Raw genomic sequence first — 15,035 nt, forward strand, 5'->3', positions numbered from 1 at the left:
CTTGGCAATAGGTTGGGCACGCGCTGCCAGTTTTATTTATCCAAGTGCGAGCCCACTTAGTCCATTCCCTAAAGAAACAGGGAGCAGCTACGCATATATTGCGGCGCTATAAGCTATAGGGAATTTTAATAAGCAGGCCCAGCCATTAAATAACTCGAAGCGGTAGATGAACAGATATAAAAAAGGCGGAACTCGGTTTCGAGTTCGCCTTTACCGAAGCTAGCGGTATGCTAGTTCATCAGGAGCTGCGGCCACCGCCATGGCTATTCTGGCCGCCCTTCTTACCGGCTTCGGAAGCCTTCTCGCGGTCGTTGGCAAAGTTGCCACCGCTATTTTGGCCGCCTTTCTGGCCAGCTTCGGACGCACGCTCCCGATCATTGGCAAAGTTACCGCCACTGTTTTGGCCGCCTTTCTGGCCAGCTTCGGATGCGCGTTGCGGATCGTTGGCAAAATTGCCGCCGCTGTTGTGGCCGCCCTTCTGTCCAGCTTCGGAAGCCTTTTCGCGATCATTTGCAAAGTTACCCGGATTTCCGCTCTTATCATTCGACATGAGATCTCTCCAGTTACGTGGTGGTACTTAAGAAACAATGGCGACTGCATTACAACCGCCTCACTATCTCCGAAAGCGATATACAGAAGATGGTTCGAAATTTATTCGCACTTGACGATGAGCGGTTGATTTAAGCGCGACCTTCCAACGCTTTATAAACGCTGACCGGATGATTGCAGTTCAATAGCAACGAAGCGGTAGTTTCAACTACTGCAAGGCTTAGATACGTCCTGCATTAGCGTGAGCGTTTAAAGTCTACCGCCCGTCCGCCCCGGCGGGGCATGGATTGGTTGTCAACAAGCTGTAACTCATCCCAGGCAATCTGAGCTCTATGGAAAGCCGCGACGGCTAGCGCAGGGATGCGCGCCCCAAGGGACCACCAACCACTCGACCGAGCTATTGGAGGCCGTATGAGCAGCAAGACCCTGGAAAATCTGTTGAGGCAATCCGACCTCAGCACCAAGCAACCGCTGGAGTTCTGGAAGCAGCTGCAACGAGGCAAGGGCAACTACCGGCCCAGTGCCGCCGCGCTGGCGAGACGTGCGTCGATGGACCCGGGAATTTGCGCGACTGCACGATAACCGTGTTCTGGGCTTTCTTTGTGCCGCTGCGGAGTCTGCCACAGCGGCGTGGCGGTGAGCCCGGCACTGGACTCGCCTGAATCAATCCTGCCCGCCCTCTTCCTATCCACGGCGACGCAACTCGCGTGCAGCAGGCGACGTTCGAGTTTCATGCTGCTGGTTCGACCTCCCCCGAATGCCTGAGTTGATCGCTTCCCTGCGCATCTTCAGCACTACTTCCGAGTACCGGCAATCTGCGCCGGGATTCGTAAGCCTCCCTCATGGCTACCGTCGGCACGACGCGACCCGTCCGCTCACGCCGTTGGACTTCGTAGCACCCACTAATGGCGGTCAGACCCTTCGTTACCCAGTCCTTACTCACTGCGCGAGCAATGCGCGAGGCGCCATGCCTCGCCAGCCGCAGCCTGTCATCGCAAATTAACGTAATGACATTGACATAGTTAATCCTGGGGTCCTATCTTCAATCCAGCGATCTGACGTTTCCTTCGCCGACTATAAGAACAAACGTAAACCAAACGAAGAAGGTGCATGAGCATATGAACATCACCGCAACGGTGTCAGGCGAGCGCCGCGCCTCCATGATCGAATCCGACGCATGGAATGACATGATCATTACAGACTATCTGGATCAAGCGGTCTCCAGCATGGCCGATTCCCCGGCCCTTATCTCGTATCGCGTCAATCAGAACGAGCGACGCTCCCTCAGTTATCTGGAGCTGAATCAGGTGGTTAGCCGCATGGCGGCCTGCCTGGCTTCATTGGGCGTGAACAAAGGCGAGGTTGTGTCCTGCCAGCTGCCCAACTGGTGGCAGATGACTGCGCTGCACCTCGCCTGCGTCCGCATAGGCGCGGTGTTCAATCCGTTGATGCCGATATTCCGCGAACATGAGCTGCGCTTCATGCTCAGCCATGCGCAGAGCCGTGTGCTGGTCGTTCCACAGTCGTTCCGCGGTTTCGACTACGCCGCGATGGTGGATGGCCTGCGTGCTGAGCTGCCAGCACTCAGCCATGTGCTGGTGATCGACAGCAACGATGAAAGCCGATGCTTCCAACGTGTTTTACTGGACCGTGCCAGGGAAGAGGAAGTCGACACCGACGCGCTGTTCAATGAACGGCGACCTGCCGGGGACGATGTGGTACAGCTGCTCTATACCTCCGGTACCACTGGCGAGCCGAAGGGGGTCCTGCACAGCAGCAATACGCTTTGGAGCAACATCCGCCCCTATGCCGAGCGGCTGCATCTAGGCAGCAAAGACATCGTCTTCATGGCCTCACCGATGGCCCATCAGACCGGCTTCCTCTACGGCCTGATGATGCCCATATACCTGAAGAGCGCCGCCGTGCTGCAAGACGCGTGGGACCCGGCCTTCGCCGTTCAGGTTGCCAAGGCCGAGCGGCCTACCTTCACCATGGCATCAACGCCGTTTCTGGCCGATCTGATCGAGATCGCGCCACAGTATCCCGAAGAGCTGTCATCGCTGCGTATTTTCGTTTCCGCTGGCGCGCCGATACCGGGCGCGCTGGTTGAACGCGCCGGTGCCGCGATCAACGCCCGAATCGTATCCGCCTGGGGCATGACCGAGAACGGCGCGGTGACCATGACTCGCCCCGAAGATGACCCGGAGCGGGCCATCAACAGCGACGGCGTCGCCTTGCCTCACATGGAAGTACGCGTCGTCGATGAGAGCGGTGCAGAGGTTCCGCAGGGCACCGAGGGCAATCTCCTGGTGCGCGGCGCCAGCTTATTCATCGGTTACCTGAAGCGCCCGGATCTCTACGACGTGGATGAGCACGGCTGGTTTCCTACCGGTGACCTGGCGCGCATGGACGCCCAGGGCTACATCCGCATCACCGGCCGCACCAAGGACGTGGTAATCCGCGGCGGCGAGAACGTGCCGGTAGTGGAAATCGAAAACCTGCTCTACAAGCATCCGGCCATTTCGGCGGTGGCCCTGGTCGGATGCCCCGATGCACGCCTAGGTGAGCGCCTTTGCGCGTACGTGACACTGCATGAAGGCCATCGATCGCTGAGCCTTCAGGAGGTGGTCAGCTTCTTGCTCGAAAAGCAGCTGACCCGCAACTACCTGCCCGAACACCTCGAAGTGCTGCCGGCGTTGCCACGCACGCCGTCGGGAAAGATCCAGAAATTCAAACTGCGTGAACAGGCCAAGAGCATCAGTCTCGCGGCGGCGAAGCCTGCTTGAGCGCCACGTCCAATTGCATTCCCTGGAGAACCGATATGAAGGGCTTATCTGGAAAAACCGTGATCATTACCGGCGGTGGCGGCGGCATTGGCCGTGCCCTGTGCCTGCGTTTTGCAGCCGAAGGCAGCCGTGTCGCCGTCCTCGACCGTGACGCGGCGGCCGCGCAGACGACCGCCGACCTCATCGCCGAAACCGGCGGCAAGGCGATGGCCTTCGCCGCCGACATCACCGATTACGCCGCGATCGTCGAGACGGTGGACAAAGTGCAGAGCGAGCTCGGTGTGCCGACCGTACTGGTCAATAACGCCGGTTTCGATCGTTTCATGCCGTTCCTGAAGACCGAGCCTGGCATGTGGCAGCAGCTGATCGACATCAACCTGACCGGCGCACTCAACATGCACCACGTGGTACTGCCGAAGATGCTCGAAGCCGGCGGCGGCAAGGTGATCAATATTGCGTCCGATGCCGCCCGTGTCGGCTCCTCCGGGGAGGCGGTCTATGCCGCCTGCAAAGCCGGCTTGATTGGGCTGTCGAAAACCCTGGCTCGGGAGCTCGCGAGCAAAAACATCAACTTCAACGTGGTCTGTCCCGGCCCCACCGATACCGCATTGCTGAAAAGCGTGGCAGCGACCTCGAACAATCCGGAAAAGCTGCTTGAGGCCTTCAAGAACGCCGTACCCAAACGCCGCCTTGGCCAACCGGAAGACTATCCCGGGATCGTCTGCCTGCTCGCCAGCGACGACGCCGATTTCATTACCGGACAGGTCATCAGCGTGTCCGGCGGCCTGACCATGGCCGGCTGAACAGGAGATCACCATGAACTATGAAGACATCCTCTACACCGAAGCCGATGGCGTCGCGACTATTACCATCAATCGTCCCGAGCGCTACAACGCCTTCCGCGGCCAGACCTGTATGGAGCTGCTCGACGCATTCAACCGGGCCGGCTGGAACAAGGCCATCGGCGTCATCGTGCTTACCGGCGCAGGCGACAAGGCATTCTGTACCGGTGGCGATCAGAGCGCACATGAAGGCCAGTACGACGGTCGCGGCCTGATCGGCTTGCCGGTCGAGGAACTGCAGAATCTGATTCGCGAAGTGCCCAAGCCGGTCATCGCGCGGGTCAATGGCTTCGCCATTGGCGGTGGTCACGTGTTGCACGTGGTCTGCGATTTGAGCATCGCCTCGGAGACAGCCGTTTTCGGCCAGGTTGGGCCGAAGGTTGGCTCGGTCGACCCAGGCTATGGCACCGCCTATCTGAGTCGGGTCATCGGCGAGAAACGCGCACGCGAGATCTGGTACCTGTGCCGCAAGTACAGCGCCCAACAGGCGTACGACTGGGGCTTGGTCAATGCCGTGGTACCCCACCAAGAACTCGATGCGGAAGTGAGCAAGTGGTGCGACGAAATCCTGGAAAAGAGCCCTACCGCCCTCTCCATTGCCAAGCGTTCCTTCAACGCCGACAGCGCCAACATCGGAGGCATCGGGGGGCTCGGCATGCAGGCTCTTAGCCTGTACTACGAAACCGATGAAGCCAAGGAAGGCACGGCGGCATTCAAGGAAAAGCGCAAACCGAACTTCCGCCAGTTCTACAAGTGACCCTGACCATGAGGGGGCGGATGATCCCCCTCGATACTGGCTTTGGCTGGAGAACATGATGAACTTCGCCTTCAATGAGCAACAAAGCGCCATTCGCGATAGCGTCGCGCGCTTCAGCACCGAGGTGCTCAAGCCCGGCTACCGCCGTCGTGAGCGCGAAGGGTTCATCGAGCGGCCCTTGATCCAGCAGATGGGCGAAATGGGCCTGCTCGGTGGCGAACTGCCGGACACCTTCGGCGGTAGCGGCCTCGATTGCGTTACCACCGGGATCATCATCGAGGAAATCTCTCGTGGCGATTTCAATGTGGGCTATATCCCGTTACTGGCCTCACTCAACGGCCAGATCATCGCCCAGCACGCCTCACCCGAACTGGCACGGGAATGGCTCGGTGAGATCACCGCCGGGCGCAAGCTGGTGTGCATTGCGCTGACCGAACCCGGTGGCGGCTCGGATGCGGCGAACCTGCGGCTAAAGGCCGAGCGCAGCGGTGATTGTTACATCCTCAACGGCGAAAAAACTTCAATTTCCATGGCCGACCAAGCCGACGTGGCGGTGGTGTTCGCCCGCACCGGAACCCAGGAGTCACGGGCCAGCGGCATCAGCGCCTTCTTGGTCCCTATGGATCTCGCGGGCATCAGCACCACTCGTTTCGATGACGCAGGCCAGCGCTGCATCGGCCGTGGCTCGATCTTCTTCGACAACGTCCGGGTGCCGGCCAGCCATCGCCTGGGTGATGAAGGCCAGGGCTTCAAGCAGGTCATGCAGGGGTTTGACTACAGCCGCGCGCTGATCGGTCTCCAGTGCCTGGCCACGGCCCAGCAATCACTGGATGAAACCTGGCAGTGGTTGACCGAGCGCGAGGCCTTCGGGCAGAAGCTCGCTGCGTTTCAGGGCCTGACCCACCCGCTCGCCGAATACCAGACCTACGTTCAGGCCGCCCGCCTGCAGTGCTATTACGCGCTTTGGCTGAAGGACTCGGGGCAGCCGCACAATGCCGAGGCAGCAATGAACAAATGGTGGGGCCCGAAGCTGGCATTCGATGTGGTCAAGCAATGCATGCTCGCCCACGGACATACCGGCTGGGGCGAAGACCTGCCCTTCTCGCAGCGCATGCGCGACGTGCTAGGGCTGCAGATTGGTGACGGCACGGCGCAGATCATGAAAAATATCATCGCCCGCGAGTGCATCCCCCGATGACCGTATCGGTTGCCGACCGGCCGCGCACCGCCACCCCGCAAGGAAATCAGATGACTGCGATCGAAACCAAGAGCATTCCCAACCGGCTTTTCTTCCGGTTGTTTCAGACGGGTAACGTGTTGCAGCGGCAGGTGCAAAAGGAAATGGGCATCAGCACCGTGCAATGGGCCGTGCTGGGCGCGCTTTCGCGCCCCGGCTACGAAGACGGGATTTCCTTCAACCAGCTGACCGAGTATCTGGTGGTCAGCCGTCAAAGCCTGGATGGTGTATTGAAGCGTATGGAGCGGGACCATCATGTGGAGCGAGTACCGCATCCTGACGATGGTCGTGCGCGACTGGTGAGGCTGACCGGTCAGGGACGTACCTACTGGGATGCCCTGCAGCAGCGCATCTACCAGTTCTATGAGCAGGGCTTGAAGGGTTTCAGTTTCGACGACAGCGTCAACTTTCTGCATTATCTGAGCAAGCTGCAGACCGACCTTGGCAGCATCGCGCTGGACCGCACCGAGGCACCAGCCGAGTCGTCCTCGGCGCCCGCCACCGAGCCATGACCTCTGCCGAACGGCACTGTGCGCGTTGTGCCAATCAACCTTCGGCCTTGCGCTCCTGTTTGAGCAGGGTCCAGACAATCGCAAGACCAGCCGCCGCCACCAGCGCTGCGCCGAGGAAGATACTCTGCATGCCGATATAGACGGCCAGCGCGCCCATGATCGCGCCGGACAACCCCAGCGCCAGATCGAAGAACATGGCAAAGACGCTGAGTCCCGAGCTACGGTTGACGGCCCCGACGCGAGATACCACGCCCACACCCAGCGCCGGATACAGCAAGGACAGCCCGCACCCGGTCAGGGCCGATCCGGCCAAAGCGATGCTCGGCGCCTCGGCAAGCCAAAGCATGGTCAGGCCGAGTATCTCCACTACCAGACAGACGACCGCAACCGAATAGCCCCCGACACGGTTGATCAGGTTAGGGAGCAGCAAGCGTGTCCCGATAAAGGCGAACGCAAAAGCCGTCAGGCACCAGGCAGCGCCGTCCCACCCGCGTGCGTCGTAGTACAGCGCGATAAAAGCGGTCAGCGTCCCGTAGCCGATGGTGGCTAGTGACAGGCTGAGGCCAAGCGGAGCGACCTTCCATAGCACCTTGCCGAACGGCAATCGCTCGCCGGGGTTGAGCGGCGCGTCGCCTCGGCGCCAGGCCAGAGCCAATCCGGTCGCAGCCAACACCATGGTCACCACACCCAGACTCCACAACCCCAGCGATTGCGACAAGAAAACGCCCAACGGGGCGCCAATCCCGACCCCGCCATAAGCGGCCACGCCGTTCCAGGAAATCATCCGCGCGGTGCTTTCCGGGCCCAACCGACTGATGCCCCAGCTAATCGCCGAGATGCCGATAAGGCTCTGCGCGAAGCCAAGAATCAACCGGCTCGCCAGCATTACACCGATGCTCGCCATCGGCGAGGATTCAAGCAATGCCGAGATCAGCAGTAGCAGCCCGCTGGCCAGGCCGGACGCCATGCCGATCAACACGGTTTTTTTCGCGCCCCGCTCATCTGCCAGCCGCCCTGCGAGGGGGCGGCAAAGCAAGGTCGTCAGGTATTGCGCACCGATAACGATACCGGCGATGGCTGTGCTGAAACCCAGACTTTCATGGATATAGCCAGGCAGCGATGCCAGCGGAATACCAATGGAGATGAACGAGATGAAATTGAACACCACCAACGAAAGGATGAAGAAGGTGTCGTTGGCAGCAGGTGTTTTGGCAGCGGGCATCGGTTCGCCTGTGGATGTGACTGTACGCGGATGAGATGGCGTGCCGGATCAGCGAAGCTCAGGTAAAGACGAGGAGCATGCGCCCATGCCCGAACGATTCTGAGATCTTGCCAAAACAGAACTCATCATACAACCGCAGCGGAGCCGGCAGGGAATGGTGATTCAAACTGGCTCCGCATCGCCCGCAACAGCTGGTCTACGCCACTGAGGCAAACCGATCAGCACAACAGCAGATACGATGACCGTCATTGCCAGCCACTCTTCGGTACCAATCCGCTCTCCGGCAAAGGTGATGCCCAACAGCACCGCGACCACCGGGTTGACGTAAGCGTAGCTGGTGGCCGCCGCGGGTCGAACGTGCTTGAGCAGATAGAGATAGGCACTGAAGGCGACGATTGAGCCGAGCAGCGTCAGATAAAACAAGAGCGAGCCAGCCCGCAAGATCCGGCATTTCCTGCAGGCGCTCACCGCTTGCCGCGCTGCCGAGCAGCAGGACCGCGCCACCGACGAGCATCTGCGCCGCGCTGGCCATGGCGCCACCTGGCAGGCTGAGATGACGGCTCCACATCGAACCGAACGCCCAGCTGGCCGCCGCGAGCAATACCAGTACCGCACCCAACGGGCTGGCCTGCAGGTTATGACCGAGATTGAGCAGACCGATACCGATCAATCCAAGCAGAATGCCGCCCCACTCCAGCGCCGTGGTCCGCTGTCTCCAGATCAGTCCGAACAGCAGCGCGAACAACGGCACGGTCGCAATTGCCAGCGCGGCCACCGCCGACGCCACGCCGAGATGCTCGGCGATCGTCACACCACCATTGCCGCAACTGAGTAGCAGAAAGCCGACGATCGCACACGACCGCCATTCCTTCGCGGTGGGCATCGGCACACCGCGCCAGCACAGCCACGCGAACATCAGACTGCCCGCAATGACGAACCGCAGCCCGGCCAGAAGCATTGGGGGCCAGGCCTGCACCCCCAGCTTGATCACGAAATAGGTTGAGCCCCAGATCAGATAGAGCGCAAGAAAAGCGCCCACGAGGAGGAGCGGGAAGCGCGAAGGCATGAGACAAGCCCGAACGGGACGATGAATCAGTGATTCTAGACAGCCGATGAGTGGAACGATAAGCACAGTCAGGAATTTGTTTGACGGTGCAGTTGAGGCACCCATTCTCTTAGCACGTCAGCCCGAAGGGATCATCCACGCTGTGGCTCGGTTCTGTGAACCAGCGCGGGCCGGTCTCGGTCATGTAGAAGTGATCTTCGAGACGAATTCCGAACTCGCCGGGTACGCAGATCATCGGCTCGTTGCTGAAACACATCCCAACCTCGATGGGCGTCTGATCACCGCGTACCAGATACGGACTTTCATGAATGTCGAGACCGATGCCGTGGCCCGTGCGGTGCGGCAACCCGGGCAACTGGTAATCCGGCCCCAGGCCACAGGCTTCGAGCGCGCCGCGTGCAGCCGCGTCCACCTCTTCGCAGGGGGTGCCCAGCTGCGCTGCGGCGAAAGCGGCCAGCTGCGCCTCCTTCTCGAACGCCCAAAGCGCCCGCTGACGCTCGTCCGGCTCACCGAAAACATAGCTGCGCGTAATGTCGGAAAGATAACTGTGCACTCGGCAGCCTGTGTCGATAAGCACCATGTCGCCGCGTTTGAGCGCCTGTGGATACTTAACGCCATGTGGGTACGCGCTCGCCTGACCAAACAGAACGATGCAGAAGGTTGATCCAGGCGCGCCTACCTTGCGATGGGCCTGATGGATGAACTCAGCCACCTCAGTGGAGCTGATCCCCTCGCGAAGAATGCTCGCCGCTGCCCTGTGCACCTCGAGCGTCATATCCTTTGCGCGTTGCATCAGCGCAATCTCGGCTGCCGATTTACGCTGCCGGCAATAGCCTGTAACGGCGCCTGCATCGGTGAATGCATAACCGGGGTCCAGCCTCCGTAGGCCGTCGAACATGAAGAACGGCAACGAAGGGCACAAACCAATTGTTGGACGCGCGCCAGGGTTCGGCCCGATGCCCATGCGCCGGAGGCAGCTGAACAGCAGGCGGTACGGACTCTCGTGCTCCTGCCAGCCGTTGACTGCCCCTTCGACCGCCATGAAATCCCGAATGGTGCCCTCTTCGAAGGCTGGCGCCAGGTACTCGATATCCCCACTGGCGGGGAGGATGGCGCCCACCATGCGCTCGCTCGGGCTCCAGCGCACCCCGGTGAAATATTCGAGATTACTGCCGGCATTGAGAAAGATCGCTTCCAGGCCCAGGTGCCGCATGCGCATCTGGGCGTTGCCGATACGCATCCGGTATTCATTCGAAGTTATCGGCTCGACCCCACCGAGCATATTCCGCAGGCGACCAAGCGCCTCTTCTGCGGTAGTGCCACCGACACCGATCGTCATGCGCGCCTCCAACTGGACCTGATTGAGTCGCCAGATTTAAGTACAGCTTAAATTTTCATGCAAAGCTTTTCTTCGCCAGGCAAGCAACGGGTCGAACGAAGGCTGGCACGATAGCGTTGCGCTGGCCGTATACTGGCCACTTTAACCACGGGCGAATCCCATGACAGTTGATCGTATCGGTGAGCGCCTGCGCCGTCACAGGCGTGCCGCCAAGAAGACGTTGAGTCAGGTCGCGAAGGAATCCTGTTTGACCGCCAGCTTCCTGTCCCAGGCCGAACGCAACCTGACCGGCGTATCGATTTCCTCGCTGGCAAACATCGCGAAATCGTTGGGTGTGCCGCTCAATTCATTATTTGACCAGCCCAGCCAGGCCCAGCCTGATTCGCACCAGGGCGAACGCGTACGCTACACCATCGAGGGCCAGCCGCTGGCCTACGAGCGCCTTTCTACGAGCTTTCCAGGCAACCTGTTGAACGCCGTCAAGGTCAGCATGCCGGTTGGTTACCAGTCCGAGCTCATCTCCCACGAAGGCGCCGAATTCGCCTATGTGCTGTCAGGAAGAATCGTCTATACCATCGATGGCCGCGATTACCCGCTGACCAGTGGCGACTCGATCCACTTCGATGCGGGTAAGCCTCATCACTTGGCCAACGTCGGCGATCAAACCGCCGAAGTGCTGACAGTGACAACGATGGGGCTGTTCGACGACCTCGTTACGCGCTAGCTGGCGCTGGCTTCGGCTGGGCTCGCCCGGATCCGGGTCGAGCTGCTTCAGCATCGCTTAATTCAGGTTGACCCAAATTTCAGTATGACTTAATTTCGGCCCAGGCTAAGGCGGTGCATCGGAGTACCGCAGCCAACAGTGTTCTGCGCCAGGCGGGCAACACCCCCACGGCGAAACCGGCGTGCAGTCAGACACTGTCGGGTCCACGAGACCGACCCTCGACAAATAAAAAGAATGAGGTTTGCATGCGAAACAACAGTTCTATCCGAGCTTTGCTCGCCGCCGGTTTGATCCTCGGCTCCCCTCTCTCCTTTGCAGCCAGCAACCTGGTCTATTGCTCCGAAGGCAGCCCTGCCGGTTTCGACCCCGGCCAGTACACCACCGGCACTGATTTCGATGCAGCCTCGGAAACGGTATTCAACCGTCTGGCGCAGTTCGAGCGCGGCGGTACCCGTGCCCTTCCCGCTCTCGCCACGAAGTGGGAGGTTGCCGAGGATGGTCTCAGCTATACCTTCCATTTACGGCCCGGTGTCAGCTTCCACACCACCGATTATTTCAAGCCAACCCGCGAATTCAACGCTGACGATGTGCTATTCACCTTCCAGCGCATGCTCGACAAGGAGCACCCGTTCCGCAAGGCCTACCCCAGCGAGTTCCCCTACTTCACCGACATGGGAATGGACAAGAACATCGTCAGCGTGGAAAAGCTCGACGACCTCACCGTTCGTTTCAAACTCAACCACGTGGATGCCGCATTCATTCAGAACCTGGCGATGAATTTCGCCGCGATCCACTCCGCTGAATATGCCGATCAGCTGCTGAAAGCCGGCAATAGCAAGCAGATCAACCAGAAGCCGATTGGCACCGGCCCGTTCGTATTCAGCCGTTATCAGAAGGACGCGCAGATCCGCTTCAAGGGCAACAAGGACTACTGGAACCCGGACGACGTGAAGATCGACAACCTGATCTTTGCCATCACCACCGACGCCTCAGTACGTGCACAGAAGCTACGCGCAGGCGAGTGCCAGCTCACACTGAACCCGCGCCCAGCGGATCTCGAAGCACTGCAAAAAGATCCGAACATCCAGGTGCCTAGCCAGCCTGGGTTCAACCTCGGTTACATCGCCTACAACGTAACCCACGAGCCGCTCGGCAAGCTTGAAGTGCGCAAGGCGCTGGATATGGCGGTAGACAAAAAATCCATTATCGAGGCGGTCTATCAGGGCGCGGGGCAACTGGCCGTCAACGCCATGCCCCCGACCCAGTGGTCCTATGACGAGAGCATTGAGGGCACCGAATACAACCCCGAGAAGGCCCGCGAACTGCTCAAGCAGGCCGGGGTGGAGGAAGGCACCGAAATCACCCTATGGGCGATGCCGGTGCAGCGACCCTACAACCCCAACGCCAAGCTCATGGCCGAGATGATCCAAGCTGACTGGGCGAAAATCGGCATCAACGCTCGAATCGTCAGCTACGAATGGGGTGAGTACATCAAGCGCGGCCATGCGGGCGAACACGACGCCATGCTGATTGGCTGGACCGGCGACAATGGTGACCCTGATAACTGGCTGAACACGCTGTATGGCTGCGATGCCGTGGAAGGGAACAACTGGTCGAAGTGGTGCGACGCCGAATACGACAAACTGGTCAAGCAAGCCAAACGCATCACAGATCAGGACGAGCGTACCGAGCTGTACAAGCAGGCTCAGCAGATCATTCAGCAACAGTTGCCGATCACACCCATCGCGCACTCCACGGTCTACCAGCCGATGCGAGATAGCGTGACGGGTTTCCAGATCAGCCCGTTCGGCCGCAACTCCTTCTACGGCGTGGAAAACCAGCGCTAACGCGAATGCGCCAGGCAGTCCCAGCGGTCTGCCTGGCGGTTACAGGACATTCCGCCCACCCTTTGCTGCCACCGCACAGCTAGCCGCCCTCGGCCAGGGCGTAGTCCAGGTCGCCACCCCGTACTAGCAGGCCAGAGAACCGCGGCGGCGCTGTGCCTGGCCATAGCTCGAGCAGGAGTTTTGCCACAATGTTCAGCTTTATCGCACGCCGGCTGGGTCTGTTGATCCCGACCTTCTTCGGCATCACCCTGCTCACCTTTGCACTGATTCGCATGATTCCAGGCGATCCAGTGGAAGTCATGATGGGCGAACGTCGCGTCGATCCAGAGATGCATGCGCAGGCCATGGAACGCCTCGGCCTGAACAAACCGCTTCACCAACAGTATCTCGACTACATCGGTAAGCTCGCACAAGGCGATCTGGGTGAATCGCTGCGCACCCGCACCAGCGTCTGGAAAGAATTCACCACGTTGTTCCCGGCCACGCTCGAGCTGGCATTCGCGGCGCTGATCATTGCCGGAACTCTCGGTGTTCTGGCGGGGGTCATGGCGGCCTTGAAACGCGGCTCGCTGTTCGATCATGGCGTCATGGGCGTATCGCTGGTGGGTTATTCGATGCCGATCTTCTGGTGGGGGCTGATCCTGATCATGTTCTTCTCGGTCGGCCTCGGCTGGACGCCGGTATCGGGGCGCATCGATCTGTTTTACGACATACCGCCAGTCACCGGTTTCATGCTCATCGACACGCTGCTAAGCGACGAGGAAGGCGCCTTCTTGGACGCCCTCCACCACATGATCCTGCCCGCGATCGTACTCGCGACGATTCCGCTGGCGGTCATTGCCCGGATGACCCGATCGGCGATGCTCGAAGTGCTGCGTGAGGATTACGTGCGCACCGCCCGCGCCAAAGGCTTATCGCCGAAACGGGTGGTGTTCGTGCATGGCCTGCGTAATGCGCTGATTCCGGTGCTGACCGTTTTCGGCTTGCAGATCGGTACGCTGCTGGCCGGAGCCGTGCTCACCGAGACCATCTTTTCCTGGCCAGGCATCGGCAAATGGCTGATCGAGTCCATCGGCGCGCGCGATTATCCAGTCGTGCAGAACGGCATTCTGCTGGTCGCATGCCTGGTTATCCTGGTCAATTTCACCGTGGACATTCTCTACGGCCTCGCCAATCCCCGCATTCGTCATCAGCGCTAAGGAGGCCGGACGCATGAACAGCATCGACGACCCTGCCGGCAGCCGAACCGACCACCTTTTACCCATCACCATTAGGCGAGTTCTGGACCGCCTTTCGGCGTAACAAAGGCGCCCTGGGCGGCTTGGTCTACATGTTACTGCTGGTCGCCTGTGCCTTGTTCGCCCCGGCGCTGGCACCCTACGACCCCAGCGAGCAGTTCCGCGACTTTCTGCTCACGCCGCCCGCCTGGCAGGAAGCCGGCACCGCACAATTTCTTCTCGGCACTGACGAGCTGGGCCGTGACATGCTCTCACGCTTGATCCACGGCGCACGCCTGTCGTTGCTGATCGGGCTGGCGTCCGTTGTCTTTTCGCTGATTCCAGGGATTCTTCTAGGTCTTTTGGCTGGGTTCTCTCCGACCGGGCTGGGGCCGTTCATCATGCGCCTGATGGACGTCATGCTGGCCTTGCCCTCATTGCTGCTTGCAGTCGCCATTGTGGCGATCCTCGCCCGGGCCTGATCAACACGATCTTCGCCATCGCCATCGTCTCCTTGCCCTCTTATGTGCGTCTGACGCGCGCCGCGGTGATGACCGAACTCAACCGAGACTACGTTACCGCCTCACGCCTGGCAGGCGCCGGCACCCTTCGATTGATGTTCATCAGCGTGCTGCCCAACTGCATGGCACCGCTGATCGTCCAGGCCACGCTGAGCTTCTCTTCAGCGATCCTCGACGCTGCCGCGCTGGGCTTTCTCGGCCTCGGCGTGCAACCACCCACTCCTGAGTGGGGCACGATGCTGGCCTCGGCACGGGACTATATCGAGCGCGCCTGGTGGGTGGTGTCGCTGCCTGGACTGGCCATTCTGCTCAGCGTGCTAGCCATCAACCTGCTGGGCGATGGCCTGCGAGATGCGTTGGATCCGAAATTGAAGAACGCGGCATGAGCATGCGTTCGATGCCTGTTCCAACGCTTC

The 15,035-nt window shown here is 60.2% G+C and carries 12 protein-coding genes and 2 pseudogenes; 10 read left to right on the forward strand and 4 right to left on the reverse strand.

What is annotated here, in order from left to right; translation table 11 throughout:
• Positions 1-238 precede the first annotated feature (238 nt).
• Positions 239-550 carry a general stress protein gene (locus DQ405_RS28635; RefSeq protein WP_168425484.1) on the reverse strand — a complete coding sequence of 104 codons (312 nt, stop codon included), beginning with the start codon at positions 548-550 and terminating at the stop codon, positions 239-241.
• 410 nt (positions 551-960) lie between these two features.
• Here DQ405_RS28635 and DQ405_RS18160 point away from each other — a divergent pair, with 410 nt between their 5' ends.
• From DQ405_RS18160 to DQ405_RS18185, 6 genes are all read left to right on the forward strand, one after another.
• Entirely contained in the window at positions 961-1,131 is a 171-nt protein-coding gene (locus DQ405_RS18160) for a hypothetical protein (RefSeq protein ID WP_168425485.1), read from the forward strand.
• A gap of 536 nt (positions 1,132-1,667) precedes the next feature.
• The gene (locus DQ405_RS18165) at positions 1,668-3,335 is read left to right on the forward strand and encodes an AMP-binding protein (RefSeq protein ID WP_168425486.1); all 1,668 of its coding nucleotides are present in this window, start codon (positions 1,668-1,670) and stop codon (positions 3,333-3,335) included.
• Positions 3,336-3,370: 35 nt separating this feature from the next.
• Positions 3,371-4,138, forward strand: coding sequence for an SDR family NAD(P)-dependent oxidoreductase (locus DQ405_RS18170; protein WP_168425487.1), 768 nt, complete (start codon positions 3,371-3,373; stop codon positions 4,136-4,138).
• A 13-nt stretch (positions 4,139-4,151) separates the two neighbouring features.
• On the forward strand, positions 4,152-4,934 hold the full coding sequence (locus DQ405_RS18175) for an enoyl-CoA hydratase-related protein (RefSeq protein WP_168425488.1): 783 nt from the start codon (positions 4,152-4,154) through the stop codon (positions 4,932-4,934).
• Positions 4,935-4,992: 58 nt separating this feature from the next.
• On the forward strand, positions 4,993-6,132 hold the full coding sequence (aliB, locus tag DQ405_RS18180; RefSeq protein WP_168425489.1) for a cyclohexanecarboxyl-CoA dehydrogenase: 1,140 nt from the start codon (positions 4,993-4,995) through the stop codon (positions 6,130-6,132).
• A gap of 50 nt (positions 6,133-6,182) precedes the next feature.
• The gene (locus DQ405_RS18185) at positions 6,183-6,683 is read left to right on the forward strand and encodes a MarR family winged helix-turn-helix transcriptional regulator (RefSeq protein ID WP_168425490.1); all 501 of its coding nucleotides are present in this window, start codon (positions 6,183-6,185) and stop codon (positions 6,681-6,683) included.
• Positions 6,684-6,717: 34 nt separating this feature from the next.
• Here DQ405_RS18185 and DQ405_RS18190 read toward each other — a convergent pair whose 3' ends face one another.
• The 3 genes and pseudogenes from DQ405_RS18190 to DQ405_RS18200 all read right to left on the reverse strand — a co-directional run bounded on the left by DQ405_RS18190 (position 6,718) and on the right by DQ405_RS18200 (position 10,310).
• The gene (locus DQ405_RS18190; RefSeq protein ID WP_168425491.1) at positions 6,718-7,905 is read right to left on the reverse strand and encodes an MFS transporter; all 1,188 of its coding nucleotides are present in this window, start codon (positions 7,903-7,905) and stop codon (positions 6,718-6,720) included.
• A 162-nt stretch (positions 7,906-8,067) separates the two neighbouring features.
• Positions 8,068-8,971: pseudogene (gene yedA / locus DQ405_RS18195) on the reverse strand (drug/metabolite exporter YedA).
• Positions 8,972-9,080: 109 nt separating this feature from the next.
• Positions 9,081-10,310 carry a M24 family metallopeptidase gene (locus tag DQ405_RS18200; RefSeq protein ID WP_168425492.1) on the reverse strand — a complete coding sequence of 410 codons (1,230 nt, stop codon included), beginning with the start codon at positions 10,308-10,310 and terminating at the stop codon, positions 9,081-9,083.
• Positions 10,311-10,470: 160 nt separating this feature from the next.
• On the opposite strand from DQ405_RS18200, the gene DQ405_RS18205 reads away from it, so the two are divergent.
• The 4 genes and pseudogenes from DQ405_RS18205 to DQ405_RS18220 all read left to right on the forward strand — a co-directional run bounded on the left by DQ405_RS18205 (position 10,471) and on the right by DQ405_RS18220 (position 15,005).
• Entirely contained in the window at positions 10,471-11,034 is a 564-nt protein-coding gene (locus DQ405_RS18205; protein WP_168425493.1) for a cupin domain-containing protein, read from the forward strand.
• A gap of 245 nt (positions 11,035-11,279) precedes the next feature.
• Positions 11,280-12,881 carry an ABC transporter substrate-binding protein gene (locus tag DQ405_RS18210; protein WP_168425494.1) on the forward strand — a complete coding sequence of 534 codons (1,602 nt, stop codon included), beginning with the start codon at positions 11,280-11,282 and terminating at the stop codon, positions 12,879-12,881.
• Between the two features lie 188 nt (positions 12,882-13,069).
• Entirely contained in the window at positions 13,070-14,080 is a 1,011-nt protein-coding gene (locus tag DQ405_RS18215) for an ABC transporter permease subunit (protein ID WP_168425495.1), read from the forward strand.
• A 32-nt stretch (positions 14,081-14,112) separates the two neighbouring features.
• Positions 14,113-15,005, forward strand: a pseudogene (locus DQ405_RS18220) (ABC transporter permease subunit).
• Positions 15,006-15,035: the final 30 nt, after the last annotated feature.

Source organism: Pseudomonas sp. SST3 (genome assembly GCF_003325755.1).

Bases quoted from the DNA above. Each gene is read 5' to 3' on its own strand.
- DQ405_RS28635 (WP_168425484.1), bottom strand. From the start codon at position 550: ATGTCGAATGATAAGAGCGGAAATCCGGGTAACTTTGCAAATGATCGC.
- DQ405_RS18160 (WP_168425485.1), top strand. From the start codon at position 961: ATGAGCAGCAAGACCCTGGAAAATCTGTTGAGGCAATCCGACCTCAGC.
- DQ405_RS18165 (WP_168425486.1), top strand. From the start codon at position 1,668: ATGAACATCACCGCAACGGTGTCAGGCGAGCGCCGCGCCTCCATGATC.
- DQ405_RS18170 (WP_168425487.1), top strand. From the start codon at position 3,371: ATGAAGGGCTTATCTGGAAAAACCGTGATCATTACCGGCGGTGGCGGC.
- DQ405_RS18175 (WP_168425488.1), top strand. From the start codon at position 4,152: ATGAACTATGAAGACATCCTCTACACCGAAGCCGATGGCGTCGCGACT.
- aliB (WP_168425489.1), top strand. From the start codon at position 4,993: ATGAACTTCGCCTTCAATGAGCAACAAAGCGCCATTCGCGATAGCGTC.
- DQ405_RS18185 (WP_168425490.1), top strand. From the start codon at position 6,183: ATGACTGCGATCGAAACCAAGAGCATTCCCAACCGGCTTTTCTTCCGG.
- DQ405_RS18190 (WP_168425491.1), bottom strand. From the start codon at position 7,905: ATGCCCGCTGCCAAAACACCTGCTGCCAACGACACCTTCTTCATCCTT.
- DQ405_RS18200 (WP_168425492.1), bottom strand. From the start codon at position 10,310: ATGACGATCGGTGTCGGTGGCACTACCGCAGAAGAGGCGCTTGGTCGC.
- DQ405_RS18205 (WP_168425493.1), top strand. From the start codon at position 10,471: ATGACAGTTGATCGTATCGGTGAGCGCCTGCGCCGTCACAGGCGTGCC.
- DQ405_RS18210 (WP_168425494.1), top strand. From the start codon at position 11,280: ATGCGAAACAACAGTTCTATCCGAGCTTTGCTCGCCGCCGGTTTGATC.
- DQ405_RS18215 (WP_168425495.1), top strand. From the start codon at position 13,070: ATGTTCAGCTTTATCGCACGCCGGCTGGGTCTGTTGATCCCGACCTTC.